Here is a 15,261-nt window from a genome sequence, read left to right as displayed (position 1 = left end):
TGATCTGGCCCCCGTTTGGCCGGACGGATTCAAGCGGTTGCAGAAACCATTGCGCGATGCTCGCGCGGGGAACGCATTTTGAGCCCTGAATGAGGGTGGTTGTCGTTGTAGTCTTCGATCCATCCGGCAAGCGATGTCAACGCGGTGAGTGCATCGGGTAGCGACGAGACGCGGACGTAATCGCGTTTGAGGGTATGCACGAAGGCTTCGGAGATGCCGTTGGATTGCGGGCTGCGGACAGGGGTGAAGCAGGGTTTGAGCCCGAGTTGCCGGGCAAAGGTCCGCGTTTCGCGGGCGGTATAGGCCGAGCCGTTATCGGACAGCATCTCAACCGGCGCGACCGTGCGCATACCGCCGAAGCGGGCCTCCACGGCTTCCAGCATGATGTCGCGCACGTCCGAACCGCTGATGCCGGCATTGGTGACGGCGTGCCAGGCGATGATCTCGCGGTCGTGGGCGTCGATGATAAAGGCGCCGCGCACGACCTCGCCGTTCCAGCAGGTGAACTCGAACCCGTCCGAGCACCAGCGCAGGTTCGAGCGGATCGCCACCACGACGCCGTCATGACCGTAATCGGTTCGCTCGGTATAGCGCCGCGCCAGCAGCAGGCGGTTGGCTGCCATGATGCGGTAGACGCGTTTGTGGTTGACCGGCACCAGTCCTTCGGCGCGCTGCTGTCGATTGAGGACCGCCGCGATGCGGCGGTAGCCGTATGTTGGCCGCTGCGCGGCGATCTGGCGAATGCGGGGCAACAGGTCCGCGTCGTCGGCCTTCGTGTATGGCCCGCGCGTCTTGGTGCTGCCGGTCAGGCGGTCGTACACCGTCGAGCGTCCGACGCCGAGCGTGCTGGCGACCAGGCTCACCGGATAGTCTCCGGCAGCGGCGAGTGCATGAGCAAGCTCGCTTTTTTTGGGCGCGAGCGCTCCAGCGCCTCCTTCAGTATCTCGACCTCCAGCGTCTTGCGGCCGAGCTGGCGCTCCAGTTCGCGGATGCGGGCTTCCATCTCACGGACCTGACGGTTGCTGGTTACGTCATCGTCGCCGACGATCGCGACGCTTCCGCCTTCCAGCATCAGCCGCCGCCAGCGGTACAGCAGGTTCGGGGCCACGCCATTGCGGCGCGCCACCACCGATATGCTCTCGCGACCATCGAGCGTTTCCTCAACGATCCTCAGCTTCTCGGTGGAACCCCAGTGACGACGCCGACCGCCGTCGGTGATGATCTCGGACACGGACATAAGCCTATGCTCAGGGGATAGCCCCAAGCCTCCTTCTTAGGCTTGAATCCGTCCGGTCAAAACGGGGGCCAGCTCACTCCGCCGCCTCGAAGCGCTTGGCCCGCCAGGGCCGATACGGGTTGGATTGAGGCGATGTCATGGCCGTATCATAGCTCCCCGTCGGCACCGTTCATGCGGCATTCCGTCCGCCACACAGGCATATCCGTTCAATCTGGCACAGGCCGCCATGAGGACGCACGATGATTGGATGATTATCCCGCGCGCTGGACAAATGGCCAAGTGACACCGTCTCCGGCCGACCGTTAGGACCACGACGGGCTGGCCGCTGGCGGGAATAGGCAGACGCCACCCAGCGACATCTGACGTCCATGTCAACGGAGGAGGCTCTCTTGAACAACACCGACATCATCAAGGCTTTGTATGCGGGTTTCGCTTCGGGCGACATGCCCGCCATCCTTGGCAACATGGCCCCCGACATCGTCTGGACCGAGGCCGAGGGCTATCCCTATGCCGGAACCTACCATGGGCCGCAGGCGATCGTCGACGGCGTCTTCATCCCGCTCGCCACCGAGTGGGACGGCTATCAGGCGATACCCGACCGCTATGTGAGCGAGGGTGACGATGTCATCGCGCTCGGCCATTACAGCGGCACGTACAAGGCAACCGGCAAGGCATTTCGCGCGCCGTTCGTCCATGCCTGGACACTGCGCGACGGCCGGATCGTCCGGTTCGTCCAATATGTCGACACCGTCCTGGTGCAGCGGGCGCTGGCGGCGGACTAACGGTCTGGCTGGAATAGGCCGTATCGGCTGGGCCGGTCGCGTGGTGACGGATGATCGCTGCGCTTTGGCGGTATGGAGACGCACCCCGCCACCGGCTCTGGCATCGGCGGGATAGACATGGCACACCCCTTTTGCACGCCATAACAAGGGGTTCATAATGCGCGCCGGAGCTTGTCTCATTGCCTTTCTGCTCGCCACCACGGCGAATGCCCAGACGCCGGAGACCGGCTATCACCATGCGCCCGATGCCATTGCCAAGGCGTTGGAAACACCCCCGACCCCGGCGGTCGCGCTCAGCCCCGATCATCGCACGCTGGCCATTCTGGGGCGGGAAAGCCTGCCCTCCATCGCCAATCTGTCCAAACCGATCCTGCGGCTGGGCGGCTATCGCATCGACCCGGCCACCAACGGCCAGGCCGAGGTCCGCGTGCAATGGCTGAATGCGCTCCGCTTTCAGGAGGTGGCGAGCGGCCGGACGGTGGAGGTCCGCTTGCCGAAGGGCACGCGCTTCGCATCGCCCGACTGGTCGCCCGATGGCGCGCATCTGGCCTTCTACGTCCAGGAACCCGCTGGCCTGGCGCTGTGGATCGCCGATCGCGACGGCACGGCGCGGGCCGTCGCGCATGGGCTGAACGGCACCTTCGGCACGCCCTTCGTCTGGACACCCGACAGCCGCGCGCTGATCGCCTATACCGTCGTCCCGAACCGAGGCCCCGCTCCCACGGCCGATCCGACGCCTGCGGGCCCGATCGTTCAGGAAAGCATGGGCCGCACCTCGGCCGCACGAACCTATGAGGATCTTCTGGGCGATGCGCATGACGAGGCACTGTTCGACCATTATTTCACCGGTCAGCTCATCCGGATCGACCTGTCGGGCACGGCAACGCCGATCGGCGCGCCGGGCCTGATTACCGATTTCAGCGTGTCGCCCGACGGCCGCTATGTGCTGACCGAGCGGCTGAAGCGCCCCTATTCCTATCTGCTGCCCGCCCGCTTCTTCCCGACCGAGATCGCGGTGTCGACGATGACGGGACAGCCGGTGAAGACGCTGGTCGACCGGCCGCTGGCGGACGACCTGCCGGTCGATTTCGATGCGACCGTCAAGGGCCCGCGCGAGGCGGAGTGGCGGGCAGACGCGCCCGCCACCCTGGTCTGGGCCGAGGCGCTGGACGGCGGCAATCCGCGCGCCAAAATCGCCTTCCACGACAAGGTCATGATGCAGCCCGCGCCCTTCGACGCTGCGCCGGTCGAACTGGCCCGGACGCCCGCCCGCTATGCGACGACCTTCTGGGGCGATGACGGTTTCGCCATGGTCATCGACCGTGAATGGCGTTCGCGGACCGAGCATCGCTGGGCGGTCGCGCCAGGCCGTCCGGGGGAGGCCCGGCCCCTGCTGACCCGCAACTACCAGGATCAATATGGCGACCCCGGCCGTCCGGTGATGGAGGAGAATGCGGCGGGCAAGCCAGTGATGCGCTTCACGCCCACGCATGATGCCATCTATGTCACCGGCGAAGGCGCGACCAAGGCGGGGGCCTTTCCCTTCCTCGCCACCATGCCGCTATCGGGGGCGGCGCAGACACGGCTATGGGCGGCCAAGGCGCCCTATTACGAAACCGTCGTCGCGATGCTGGACGACAAGGCAAACCGCATCCTGACCCGCCGCGAAAGCGCCACCCTGCCCCCCAATTACATGATCCGCAGCGTGAAGGGCGGCAGCGCCAAGCCCGTCACCCGCTTCGCCGACCCGGCGCCCGTCTTTGCGGGTGTGACGCAGCGGACGATCACCTATAAGCGCGCCGACGGCCTGCCGCTATCGGGATCGCTTTACCTACCGGCTGGCTATGATCCCAAGCGCGACGGGCCGCTGCCGACCCTGCTCTGGGCGTACCCGGCCGAATATACCGATGCCAAGGTCGCGGGCCAGACGGTCGACCAGGGCAACCGCTTCGTCCGACCGCGCGGGATCAGCCATTTGTTCCTGCTGACCCAGGGCTATGCAATCCTCGACAACCCGGCGATGCCGATCATCGGCGAAGGCGGGGCGGAGGCCAACGACACCTATGTCCAGCAACTACAGGCCGATGCCCAGGCCGCCGTCGACGCGGTCGTGAAGCTTGGGGTCGCGGACCGCGGCCGCATGGCGGTGGGCGGGCACAGCTATGGCGCGTTCATGACGGCCAATCTGCTGGCGCATACCAAGCTGTTCCGCGCCGGGATCGCCCGGTCGGGTGCCTATAACCGCACGCTGACTCCGTTCGGGTTCCAGGCCGAACAGCGCACCTATTGGCAGGCGACCGACACCTATACGCGGATGAGCCCCTTCACCTATGCCGACCGGATCAAGGCACCGATCCTGCTGATCCATGGCGGTGCGGACGACAATAGCGGCACCTTCCCCATCCAGTCGGAGCGGATGTATGCCGCGCTGAAGGGCAATGGCGCGACGGTGCGGTATGTCGTGCTGCCCAACGAACCCCATGGCTATCGCGCGCTGGAATCCACCGAAGAAACGCTGTGGCAGATGACCGACTGGCTGGACCGCTATGTCAAGCCGAAGGCCGATACCACGCCGCCGGTCGCCGCCGGCTCCTGATCGCCGCAGAACGGGATCGGCCTTAGGCGTGGTGGATCGCCAGGCTGATCCCGACGCTGACCGCGGCAACGGCACGGTCGTCGCACGGTTCCCGATGCGATGAACCCTATGCGATCTCGCCCGTTACCTTCCGGCGCAATTTCAGGTATTTGGCCTTCCGCCATCGCCGCGATATTGCCGGGAGACTGATCGCATGGCGACGATGACGCTGCCGGAACTGGCAAAGAAGATGGCCAAGCTCGATTTTGCGATGCTGGCGACCCAAAACACCTCGGGCGTGGTGACCGCGCGCCCGATGAGCAATAATGGCGATGTCGACTATGACGGCGACAGCTATTTCTTTGCCTATGCCCAGTCCCGCAAGATTGCCGACATCCGCACGCAGCCGCAAGTCGGGTTGAGCTATACCGGCGCGGTCGGGATGCTGGGCGGCCCGCCCCTGTTCGTTGCGATCGAGGGTCGCGCCTCGCTGATCGAGGATCGCGCGCAGTTCGAGGCGCACTGGACCAAGGACCTCGACCGCTATTTCCCCGACGGCATCGACACGCCCGGCGTGGTGATGATCCAGGTCCATGCCGATCGCATCCGCTATTGGGACGGCAATGACGAGGGCGAGATCGCCGCCTGATCCCCCGTTTTGAAGGATATCATCATGAGCGATATCGAAACCTCGCGGCGCGGCGTCCTGGGCGGCGCGGCGCTGGGGCTGGCGGCGACCGCTGCTCCGGGTGCAGCGCTGGCGCAATCGACCGGCGGCGGCGTGCCGAGCCTGCGCGATCCGCGCAACGCCTATACCCGCACGCCCTTCCCCGAACAGCGCCAGCCCTGGCCCGCACTGGCCAGCAAGATGACCCCGCGGCCCGATCATGGCGAAACCAGCTATCGCGGATCGGGCAAGCTCACGGGGCGCAAGGCGCTGTTGACCGGCGGTGACAGCGGCATCGGCCGCGCCGCCGCCATCGCCTTTGCCCGCGAAGGGGCCGATGTCGCGATCAACTATCACCCCAGCGAAGAGTCCGACGCGCGTGAGGTCGCCGACCTGATCCGCCAGGCGGGCCGCAAGGCGGTGCTGCTGCCCGCCGACATCCGTACCCAAAAAGCCTGCGAAGAAGTGGTGCGCAAGGCGATCGCGCAGCTCGGCGGACTCGACCTGCTGGTCAACAATGCCGCCTATCAGCAGTCCAAGGCCGATATCTCGGAGATCAGCGACGAGCAGTTCGTTCGCACCTATGAGACGAACGTCTTCCACGTCTTCCGCTTTTCCAAGGCCGCGATCCCGTCGATGCCGCCCGGATCGGTCATCATCAACACCATCTCGCAGAACAGCTATGATCCGGGCGAGGACCTGATCGACTATGCCTCGACCAAGGCGGCGATCCAGAACCTGACACGAGGGATGGCCAAGCAGCTGGCCAAGAAGGGTATCCGCGTCAACGCCGTGTCGCCCGGCCCGATCTGGACCCCGCTTCAGGTCGCGGGCGGACAGTTGCCGGGCAAGATGCACGAATTCGGCCAGGACACATCGCTGGGGCGGGCGGGCCAGCCCGCCGAACTCGCCTCGCTCTATGTCGCGCTGGCATCCGGCGAGGCGACCTTCTCCACCGGCACCGCCGTCGGCGCGCATGGCGGCAAGGGCTTTCCATAAGCCCGATTGCCTTTCCCTCCCTTCCCCGTCACCAATGGCGGCGGGACGGAGGGACGGACATGAGCCAGGATACGCGGCACGACGCGCCGATCACGACGATCGCGGCCCTGGAGGCGCTATATGGTCCGGTCTCCCCGCCCTCGATCGTCAAGGTCGCGGACCATATCCACCCGGTCTATCGGCCGTTTATCGAGGCTTCGCCCTTTGCCGTGCTCGCGACCGCAGGCGCGGCGGGACTGGATGCGACACCGCGCGGCGATCCGGCGGGCTTCGTCCATATCGAGGATGACAGGACCCTGCTCCTGCCCGATCGGCGCGGCAACAACCGGATCGACAGCCTGCGCAACATTATCGCCGATCCGCGCGTCGCGCTGCTGTTCCTGATCCCCGGCATCGGTGAGACGCTGCGGGTCAACGGCACCGCCGACATCCTCGCCGGGCCCGAACTGCTGGCCCGCTTCGCCATGGCCGGTCAATTGCCGAAGTCGGTCCTGCGGATCAGCGTCGCGAGCGTATTCTTTCAATGCAGCCGGGCGGTGATCCGGGCCGGATTGTGGAAGCCCGACAGCCAGGTCGCCCGCGAAACCCTGCCCAGCGCAGGCACCATGTTGCGCACCCTGTCGACCGCCGAGATCGACGGCGACGCCTATGACCGGGCACTGCCGAAGCGGCTGGCCGACACGCTGTACTGAGGACGCCCGCACCGGCGATCATGACGACAAGTTCATGTTATGATCCTTGACTTGGCACGGGCAACGGGTGCTCCATCCGCGCATAACTCCCGATTGCAGGATGCTCATGAACCGTTTTGCCCTCGTCCTTGCCCTCCTCGCCTCATCCGCCGCGATTGCCCAGACGGGCTTGCTTCCCGGTGTCGACAAGGCGCTGATGGATGACAGCGTCAAACCCGGCGACAATTTCTACGACTATGCCAATGGCGCATGGCTGAAGACCGCGCAGATCCCCGCCGACCGTTCGTCGATCGGCGTCGGCCTCGACGTGTCGCTGCGGGCCGAGGCGCGGACCGCCGCCATCATCAAGGGCGCGGCATCGGCCAAGGGCGCGCCCGGCAGCGACGAGCAACGGATCGCCGACTATTACGCCGCCTATACCAATACCGCCGGTATCGAGGCGCGTGGGTTGAAGCCGATCCAGGGCGATCTGGCCGCGATCGCCGCGATCAAGGACAAAAGCGACCTGTCGCGTGCGATCGGGGCGGCGATGCGCTCCGACACCGACCCGTTCAACAACAATAACTACGCCAGCACCAACGACCTGTTCGGCCTGTTCGTCAGCCAGGATCTGAACCACCCGACCCGCAACGTGCCCTATCTGATGCAGGGCGGTCTGGGCCTGCCCGACCGGGATTACTATCTGTCGGACAAGCCCGAGATGGCGGAAATCCGCACCGCCTACCGCGCCTATCTGGCCCAGTTGATGCAGTTGGCCGGACTGTCCGATGCGCAGGCACGCGCCGACCGCGTCTTCGCGCTGGAGATGAAGATCGCCGCCGCGCAGACCGATATCATCGCCAGCCAGGACGCGCATAAGGGCGACAATCCCTGGACCCGCGCCGATTTCGCGACCCGCGCGCCGGGGATCGACTGGAACGCCTTCTGGAATGCGGCGGGCGTGCCCGCTGCCCAGCAGAACTTCATCGCCTGGCAACCCCAGGCGATCACCAAGCTGTCGGCGCTGGTTGCCAGCGAGCCGCTGCAAAGCTGGCAGGACTGGCTGGCCTTCCACACCATCAACCAGGTGACCAGCGTACTGCCCAAGGCGATCGACGACGCGTCCTTCGGCTTTTACGGTCGCACGCTGAACGGCACGCCCGCGCAGCAGCCGCGCGAGAAGCGGGGCATCGCCGCCGTCAACGGCGCGCTGGGCGAAGCGGTCGGCAAAATCTATGCCGCGCGCTATTTTCCGGCCTCGTCCAAGGTCGAAATCCAGAAGATGGTGAAGAACATCGTCGCCGCCTTCGACCATCGCATCGCCGCGCTCGACTGGATGGCGCCCGCAACCAAGAAGGAGGCGCGCGCCAAGCTGGCGGTGCTGAAGGTCGGCGTCGGCTATCCCGACCATTGGTGGAACTATCCGAAGTTCGCGGTCAGCGCCGACGATCCCGTCGGCAATGCCCAGCGCGCCAGGCTCGCCCTCTACCGCTATCATGTCGGCAAGCTGGGCAAGCCGGTCGATCGCGGTGAATGGTGGATGACGCCGCAAACGGTGAACGCGGTCAACCTGCCGCTCCAGAACGCGCTCAACTTCCCGGCCGCGATCCTGGAAAGCCCCTATTTCGATCCCAAATTCGACGCGGCGGCCAATTACGGCGCGATCGGATCGGTGATCGGGCATGAGATCAGCCACAGCTTCGACAATCTGGGCGCCGATTTCGATTCCACCGGGCGGCTGCACAATTGGTGGACGCCGTCCGACCTGAAGCGCTTCGAGGCCGCCGGTCAGGCGCTGGTCGCACAATATAACGCCTATCAGGCGCTGCCCGGCCTTCACCTCAACGGCGAGCAGGAACTGGGCGAGAATATCGCCGACGTCGCTGGGCTGACCGCCTCTTATGAAGCGTACAAGGCCTCGCTGGGCGGCAAGCCCGCACCGGTGATCGACGGCCTGACCGGCGACCAGCGTTTCTTCCTGGCCTTCGCGCAGAGCTGGCGGAGCAAGATGCGCGAAAAGGCGTTGCGGGCGCGGATCGCGACCGATGTCCATGCCCCCGCCCCCTGGCGCGTCCTGACCGTCCGCAACCTCGATGCCTGGTATGGCCCGTTCAAGGTCCAACCGGGCCAGACGCTGTACCTGACGCCGGAACAGCGCGTCCACATCTGGTAACGTCCATTCCTCCCCTGCAAGGGGAGGTGGCAGGGCGAAGCCCTGACGGAGGGGTGTCACCCTCTCGATAGCGGTGACACCCCTCCGTCAGCTTCGCTGGTCCCCCTCCCCTTGCTGGGAGGAAGGGGTGGGCGGCGAACGCCATTCGTCACCGCCAAGCCAACCTTATCGCCCCCCAAGGAAGCCTTGCCCCCCAATTCCCATCCGCAGTGTAGAGATAGGATCAACAAAGCCCAGTCATCGATAATAACAGGGGGAATGATCCTATGCGCACCGCGCGATCCATGCTGCTTGGCGGCACCATGCTGCTGACGCCAATGCTGGCGGCACCGGCACTGGCCCAGAATACCACCCGGACGGAGGCCGAGCCCGCCACCGTTGCCCCCGCCCAGAACGACATCGTCGTCACCGGCACCCGCGTACAAGGGCGCAGCCGCCTCGATTCCGTCTCGCCGATCGACGTGCTGAGCGGCAACGCCCTGCGCGCGCAAGGCACGACCGAACTCGCCCAGGCACTGTCGACGGTCGCCCCTTCGATCGACTTTCCGCGCCAGGCGGCGGTCGACGGCACCGATGCGATCCGCCCCGCCACGTTGCGCGGCCTGTCGCCCGACCAGACGCTGGTCCTCATCAACGGCACCCGCGCGCATACCTCGGCCCTGCTCAACATCAACGGCTCGATCGGGCGCGGATCGGCGGCGGTCGACCTGAACACCATTCCGACGGTCGCGCTCGACCGGGTGGAAGTGCTGCGCGACGGCGCCTCGGCACAATATGGCTCGGACGCGATTGCGGGCGTGGTCAATCTGCGGCTGCGCGAAGCCCGCTCGGGCGGCGGCGCGAACGTCACCTTCGGCACCTTTGCCACCCATTATGACGCCGCGCGCACCTCGCGTTCCGTCCGCGACGGCGAGTCCGTGACGATCAGCGGCTGGAAGGGCTTCGGCCTGGGGTCCGAGGGCTTCCTGACCCTGTCGGGCGAATATGTCGCGCGCCAGCCCACCAACCGCGCCGATATCGATCCGCGCGGCCCAGCCCCGCAACGTATCCGGGCCCGCTTCGGCGATCCGCAGATCGAGCAGGGCACCGTCTATCTCAACGCCGCACTCCCGCTCGGCGATAGCGGCTGGACCGCCTATGCCAATGGCGGCTTCCAGCAGCGCGACAGCGAAAGCGCGGCCTTCCCGCGTGTCGCGGGCGCGAACAACGTCAATGCCGAGGCGGTGCGCGGCCTGTATCCGGACGGCTTCCTGCCGCTGATCGGCACCACCTCACGCGACTATAACGCGACCGGCGGCGTGCGCGGTACGATCGGCGAGTGGAACGCCGACCTGACCGTCAGCTATGGCCGCAACACGATCGACTTCGCGACGCTGAACTCGGCCAATTCGACCTATGGCAATGCGACGCTGCGCGACTTCGATGACGGTCGTCTGACCTATGACCAGCTCGTCACCGGGCTGGACCTGTCGCGCGAATACACGCTGGGCGCGGCGGTCTTCAACGTCGCGGCGGGTGCCGAATATCGCCGCGAGGGCTTCAAGATCGATGCGGGCCAGCCAGAAAGCTACAACCGTGCGCCGGGCTCGGCCGCCAACCTGGCCTCGGGTGCGCAGGGTTTTGTCGGCTTCCGGCCCGAGAACCAGGTCGATGCGCATCGCAGCAATGGCAGCCTGTATCTGGATGTCGAGGCCAAGCTGTGGGATCGCCTGACCCTGGGCGCGGCGGTGCGCGGCGAGAGCTATTCGGACTTCGGCGATACGGCAACGGCCAAGCTTTCGGCACGCTATGACGTCGCGCCCTGGCTGGCCTTCCGTGGCACGGTATCGACGGGCTTCCGTGCGCCGTCGCTGCAGCAGCAATATTATACCTCGACCCAGACGCTGGTGACCAACGGCCAGATTTTGGAAACCGGCCTCTATCCGGTCAGCAGCAACCTGGCCCGGACGCTGGGCGCGCTGCCGCTGGAGCCGGAGAAGTCGCGCAACTATTCGCTGGGGACGGTCGTGCGCTTCGGCGGGTTCAGCCTGACCGTCGACGGCTATCGCATCCGCATCCGCAACCAGATCGTGCTGTCGGAGAATATCCAATCCTCGGCCAGCCCGCAGGTCGCAGCCCTGCTGTCGCCGTTCGGGGTGCAGGCCGCGCGCTTCTTCATCAACGGCGTTCAGACCACCACCAAGGGGCTGGATATCGTCGCGGCCTATACCTGGCGCAACGAGACGCTCGGCAATTTCAACCTGAGCGCGGCGGCAAACATCAACGACATTTCGGTCGACCGGGTGCCGACCTCGACCGCCTCGCTGAACCCCGCGCCCAGCCTGTTCGCGCGCAACCGTATCCTAACCATCGAACAGGGCACGCCGCGTAACAAGATCGTGGGCTCGGTCGACTGGACCCGGCAGGCGCTGGGCGCGACACTGCGCGCGGTGCATTATGGCGATGTGCTGCAACCCGGCTCGGTAGCCGCCAACGACCTCCATACCGGTGCGCGGACGATCATCGACCTGGAGGGTCGCTATCGCTTCAACGACAATGTCACGCTGGCGCTCGGCGCGTCGAACCTGTTCGATGTCTATCCGCGCACGACGCCCGCCGCGCTCAACAATAACGGCGTGACGGCCTTCCCTTATTACTCGCCCTTCGGTTTCAACGGGCGGCAGCTGTACGGCCGTCTGAACCTGACCTGGTAAGGGAAGCGCATTCCTCCCCAAGCAAGCTTGGGGAGGAATGGTTTCAGCGGGTCAGCTGCGCTTCGAACGCCTTCATCGTGCACAACCCGACGATACCGCGCGCCTGGCAGCCCGCGATCGGCAGCACTGCGATATAAGGCGCCTCGGCCGCCGGATCGGCCAGCTTGCGAATCTGCTCGACCGTCTGCGCGCGGTAGAGCGCACGGACATAGGCCTGGCCCCGCGCATCGACCAGCCGTTCCAGCACGATCGCACCACCCGGCGCGGGATCGTCCGCCGCCAGCCCCGGCACCTTCCAGTGCAGATCGAGCAGCCCGCCCAGATTGGCGATATTGGTGTCGTGGCCGGAGATCATCGTGACGACCGGCCCCTTGCCCGCGCTCAGCCCCTCAATGATGACCGGCGTGATCCCCGCCATATTGGCCTTGGCGACATAACGCGGCCGGGCGAGCAGGCGGAACTCCTCGGCATGGAAGACGCCCAGCCGTTCGATATCGACGGGCGTCGCGCGGCCCCAGCCGACCTCTTCCATCGGCTTGCCCTCGGCATATTCGAGCAGCAGGATTTGCGCGGCCGTCGACGCCCGGTCGAGCGCGCCAGTCAGCTTTGGGCGCTTGTTCGGTTTGACCGGCGCGAGCCCAGATGGCTTGCGGTTCACGCCGCAGCCTGGCGAGATCGGTGCACAGAGGATTGCATCCAGCCGCGCCAGTTCGGGCGCGAGTCGCTTTTCAAGTGCCGCAATACCCGCCTCACCCCCGGCCCCCGCCAATACGGCGGCGCGCGCCTGCGCCGCGTCGAAGGGCACCCGCCCCTCCTCGATCGGCGAGAAGATCGGATCGGGCACGTCCTGCGGCTTGTGATCGATCGCGACGGGACAGCCGGGCGCGAGGCTTTCGGCATAGGCCTCGGCCGTGCGGATCGTCCGTTCGTCGCTGTCGGCAACGATCCGTACATCGGCGCAGCCCGCGCGCGGCAGCAGGCCCGCCGCCGTCCAGACGCTGCGGTCATAAGCACCCAGCCGCTCCACACCGGCCCGCCCATGTGGGGTCAGATAGCCGGGCTCGACCGGCCAGCTCGGCCAGCTCTGGTTGCTGGTGCCCGCGGGCATGGGGGGCGACTTGGTGGGCGGCCGGACGCCGTGACGCATGAGCAGTACGACCCGGTCCAGCTTCAGCCCCGGCGGTGTGGCAGGCTCCTGCGCGCTCGCCGCGCCTGCCAGCAACAGGCCAAATGCCGATACACCTACAAGTCGCGCAAAACGCTTCATAAAATCCCCGACCCCGTTCGCGGTCACGACCGCCCCTGGTGTCGGCGGTAGGGCTGCGACACGACAGATGCGCGACACCATGATGAACCTTATGTTACAATTCCGTGCCGGACGCATCCGCCATTTGACCTCAGGCGGCCCGGCGGTCATCCTCTCACCATGACCAGTCTCTTTTCCCGCCGTGAAACGCTGGCGGGTTTTACCGCGCTTTCGGCCGCCGCTTCGGTTCGGGGTGCCGTACCTGCCACTGACGCAGGCGCGCTGCTCGATCGGCTCGCCTGGCAGTTGCTCGAACTCGTGCCCGAGCGGGCGACGACGCTGGGCGTCGATACGGGCGTCCATGCCGATCTGCGGCGCAGGCTGGAGGATCGCTCGCCCACCGGCATCGCAGCGCGACAGCGCTTTCTGACCGATGGTTTGAAACAGGTCGCGCAGATACCACGCGCCGGGCTCGATCCCTCGACGCTGACCAGCCTGGCGGTCGTCCAGAGCGCGTTCCAGACCGCGCTCGACGGCATGGCGCTGCCTTATGGCGTGGCGACGATCGGCGACTGGCGCAACACCCCCTATGCGGTCATCCAGAATGTCGGCGCATGGCTCGACGTGCCGCAGATGCTGGATGGCGACCAGCCGGTTCGCGACTCGGCCGATGCCGAGGCCTATCTCGCCCGCCTCGCCGCCATGCCCGCGCAACTGGACGGCGAGACGCTGCGTATCCGCCAGGCCCGCGAACAGGGGCTGGTGCCGCCATCCTTCCTGCTCGACAAGACGATCAAGGGCATGACCGGCACCATCGCCGAGGCGGCAAAGGCGGACGGCCCGCTGATCGGTCCGCTCGCGCGCAAGACGGCGGCGATCCCCGGCGACTGGACCAACCGGGCCGCGCGGATCGTGCGCGCGGCGATCGTGCCCGCCTTGGAGCGGCAGCTGGCCGAGCTGCGCGCCGAACGTGCGGTGGCCGTGGCGGCACCGGGCCTCAACGTCCGCCCGCACGGCCCCGAATGGTATGCCTGGGGCCTGCGCGCCGGGACCACGACGCGGCGCAGCGCCGCCGATCTCCACGCCATGGGCAAGGCCCGCCTCGCCGATCTTCAGGCGCAGATGGACGTGATCCTGCGCAAGGAAGGACTGACCCAGGGCAGCGTCGCCGAGCGCGCCATCGCGTATCAGAAGCGGCCCGGCATCGGCTTTCCCGATGGTGACGAAGGGCGGCGGCAGATCATCGCCTATATGCAGGGTCGGATCGATGCGATCCGTCCGCGCCTGCCCGATGCCTTTCGACGTCTGGCGCGTGGACATCTCGAAATCCGACGGATGCCGCTGGCGCAGGAACCGGGTGCGCCCGCCGCTTATGGCGGCCCCGGTACGATCGACGGCAGTGTGCCGGGCAAGGTCTGGGTGAACCTGGGCGATCCGTCGATCCACAACCGCGTCACCATCCCCGACCTCGTCTATCATGAGGGCATTCCGGGCCATGTCTGGCAGGGCGAATATGCGCAGAAGCTGCCGCTGATCCGATCCATACTGGCGTTCAACGCCTATTCCGAAGGCTGGGCGCTCTATTCCGAACAGCTGGCCGACGAGCTGGGCATGTACCGGGACGATCCCGCCGGGCGCCTCGGCTATCTGATGGGGCTGGCATGGCGTGCGGTGCGGTTGATCGTCGATACCGGTATCCATGCGATCGGCTGGTCCCGCGATCAGGCGCTGACCACGTTCATCGCCGCCACCGGCCTGCCGCGCAGCAATGCCGAGAGCGAGGTGGACCGCTATTGCGCGTGGCCGGGCCAGGCCTGCGGCTATGAGGTCGGGCGGGCCGAGATCGTCGCCCAGCGCACCCGCGCGCAAAAGGCGCTCGGGCCCCGCTATGACCTGCGCGACTTCGACCAGGCGGTGGTCGATGGCGGCAACGTGCCGCTGAACGTGCTGGCGGAAAATGTGACCCGCTATATCGACGGGGCCCGCTGAGCCGGGTCAGTCCTCGCCGAACAGCGCCCGCTTCGCCTTGTCCAGATCCAGGCCATCGGCAGCGCGAGCAATGTCGGTGCCGGAGGGTCGCGGATGCCCCTTCAGGAAGCAAGGCATCCGGCGATTCGGCCGTGTCGCACGCTCACGCCGAGGCTGTGGGGATGTATCGGATCGAAGCCCGGCACGCCGATGGGGAACGGGCCATCATTGATTCCAATCACTTGCACAA

The 15,261-nt window shown here is 66.4% G+C and carries 10 protein-coding genes; 8 read left to right on the top strand and 2 right to left on the bottom strand.

Going from position 1 to position 15,261, the window contains the following annotated elements:
* Window positions 1–29: 29 nt before the first annotated feature.
* Window positions 30–1,237 (bottom strand): IS3 family transposase gene (locus tag U1H82_RS17385; protein ID WP_322962882.1). Its coding sequence is split into 2 segments (ribosomal slippage): window positions 30–913 and window positions 913–1,237, totalling 1,209 coding nucleotides; the frame shifts between segments, so codons are not numbered across the junction.
* Window positions 1,238–1,626: 389 nt separating this feature from the next.
* Here U1H82_RS17385 and U1H82_RS17380 point away from each other — a divergent pair.
* The 7 genes from U1H82_RS17380 (at window position 1,627) to U1H82_RS17350 (ending at window position 11,797) form a co-directional block, all read left to right on the top strand.
* On the top strand, window positions 1,627–2,019 hold the full coding sequence (locus tag U1H82_RS17380; protein ID WP_322966233.1) for a nuclear transport factor 2 family protein: 393 nt from the start codon (window positions 1,627–1,629) through the stop codon (window positions 2,017–2,019).
* Between the two features lie 157 nt (window positions 2,020–2,176).
* Complete coding sequence (locus tag U1H82_RS17375; RefSeq protein WP_322966232.1) at window positions 2,177–4,615, top strand: S9 family peptidase; 2,439 nt, start codon at window positions 2,177–2,179, stop codon at window positions 4,613–4,615.
* Between the two features lie 193 nt (window positions 4,616–4,808).
* Window positions 4,809–5,243, top strand: a complete 435-nt coding sequence (locus U1H82_RS17370; RefSeq protein ID WP_322966231.1) for a pyridoxamine 5'-phosphate oxidase family protein — start codon at window positions 4,809–4,811, stop codon at window positions 5,241–5,243.
* Between the two features lie 24 nt (window positions 5,244–5,267).
* The gene (locus U1H82_RS17365; RefSeq protein WP_322966230.1) at window positions 5,268–6,260 is read left to right on the top strand and encodes an SDR family oxidoreductase; all 993 of its coding nucleotides are present in this window, start codon (window positions 5,268–5,270) and stop codon (window positions 6,258–6,260) included.
* A gap of 59 nt (window positions 6,261–6,319) precedes the next feature.
* On the top strand, window positions 6,320–6,952 hold the full coding sequence (locus tag U1H82_RS17360; RefSeq protein WP_322966229.1) for a pyridoxamine 5'-phosphate oxidase family protein: 633 nt from the start codon (window positions 6,320–6,322) through the stop codon (window positions 6,950–6,952).
* A gap of 106 nt (window positions 6,953–7,058) precedes the next feature.
* Window positions 7,059–9,104 carry a M13 family metallopeptidase gene (locus tag U1H82_RS17355; protein WP_322966228.1) on the top strand — a complete coding sequence of 682 codons (2,046 nt, stop codon included), beginning with the start codon at window positions 7,059–7,061 and terminating at the stop codon, window positions 9,102–9,104.
* Window positions 9,105–9,370: 266 nt separating this feature from the next.
* A complete protein-coding gene (locus tag U1H82_RS17350; protein ID WP_322966227.1) occupies window positions 9,371–11,797 on the top strand; it encodes a TonB-dependent receptor plug domain-containing protein in 2,427 nt (808 codons plus the stop codon).
* 43 nt (window positions 11,798–11,840) lie between these two features.
* On the opposite strand, the gene U1H82_RS17345 is transcribed toward U1H82_RS17350, so the two are convergent.
* Window positions 11,841–13,064, bottom strand: coding sequence for a histidine-type phosphatase (locus U1H82_RS17345; protein ID WP_322966225.1), 1,224 nt, complete (start codon window positions 13,062–13,064; stop codon window positions 11,841–11,843).
* 159 nt (window positions 13,065–13,223) lie between these two features.
* On the opposite strand from U1H82_RS17345, the gene U1H82_RS17340 reads away from it, so the two are divergent.
* Entirely contained in the window at window positions 13,224–15,032 is a 1,809-nt protein-coding gene (locus tag U1H82_RS17340; protein WP_322966224.1) for a DUF885 domain-containing protein, read from the top strand.
* Window positions 15,033–15,261: the final 229 nt, after the last annotated feature.

The organism is Sphingomonas fuzhouensis (genome assembly GCF_034659795.1).
GTDB classification, from domain to species: Bacteria; Pseudomonadota; Alphaproteobacteria; order Sphingomonadales; family Sphingomonadaceae; genus Sphingomonas; species Sphingomonas fuzhouensis.
This window is presented reverse-complemented; position numbering and strand designations above follow the sequence as displayed.

Coding starts and splice junctions, on each gene's coding strand:
- U1H82_RS17375 (WP_322966232.1), top strand. CDS start 2,177: ATGCGCGCCGGAGCTTGTCTCATTGCCTTTCTGCTCGCCACCACGGCG.
- U1H82_RS17350 (WP_322966227.1), top strand. CDS start 9,371: ATGCGCACCGCGCGATCCATGCTGCTTGGCGGCACCATGCTGCTGACG.
- U1H82_RS17345 (WP_322966225.1), bottom strand. CDS start 13,064: ATGAAGCGTTTTGCGCGACTTGTAGGTGTATCGGCATTTGGCCTGTTG.
- U1H82_RS17360 (WP_322966229.1), top strand. CDS start 6,320: ATGAGCCAGGATACGCGGCACGACGCGCCGATCACGACGATCGCGGCC.
- U1H82_RS17370 (WP_322966231.1), top strand. CDS start 4,809: ATGGCGACGATGACGCTGCCGGAACTGGCAAAGAAGATGGCCAAGCTC.
- U1H82_RS17365 (WP_322966230.1), top strand. CDS start 5,268: ATGAGCGATATCGAAACCTCGCGGCGCGGCGTCCTGGGCGGCGCGGCG.
- U1H82_RS17340 (WP_322966224.1), top strand. CDS start 13,224: ATGACCAGTCTCTTTTCCCGCCGTGAAACGCTGGCGGGTTTTACCGCG.
- U1H82_RS17355 (WP_322966228.1), top strand. CDS start 7,059: ATGAACCGTTTTGCCCTCGTCCTTGCCCTCCTCGCCTCATCCGCCGCG.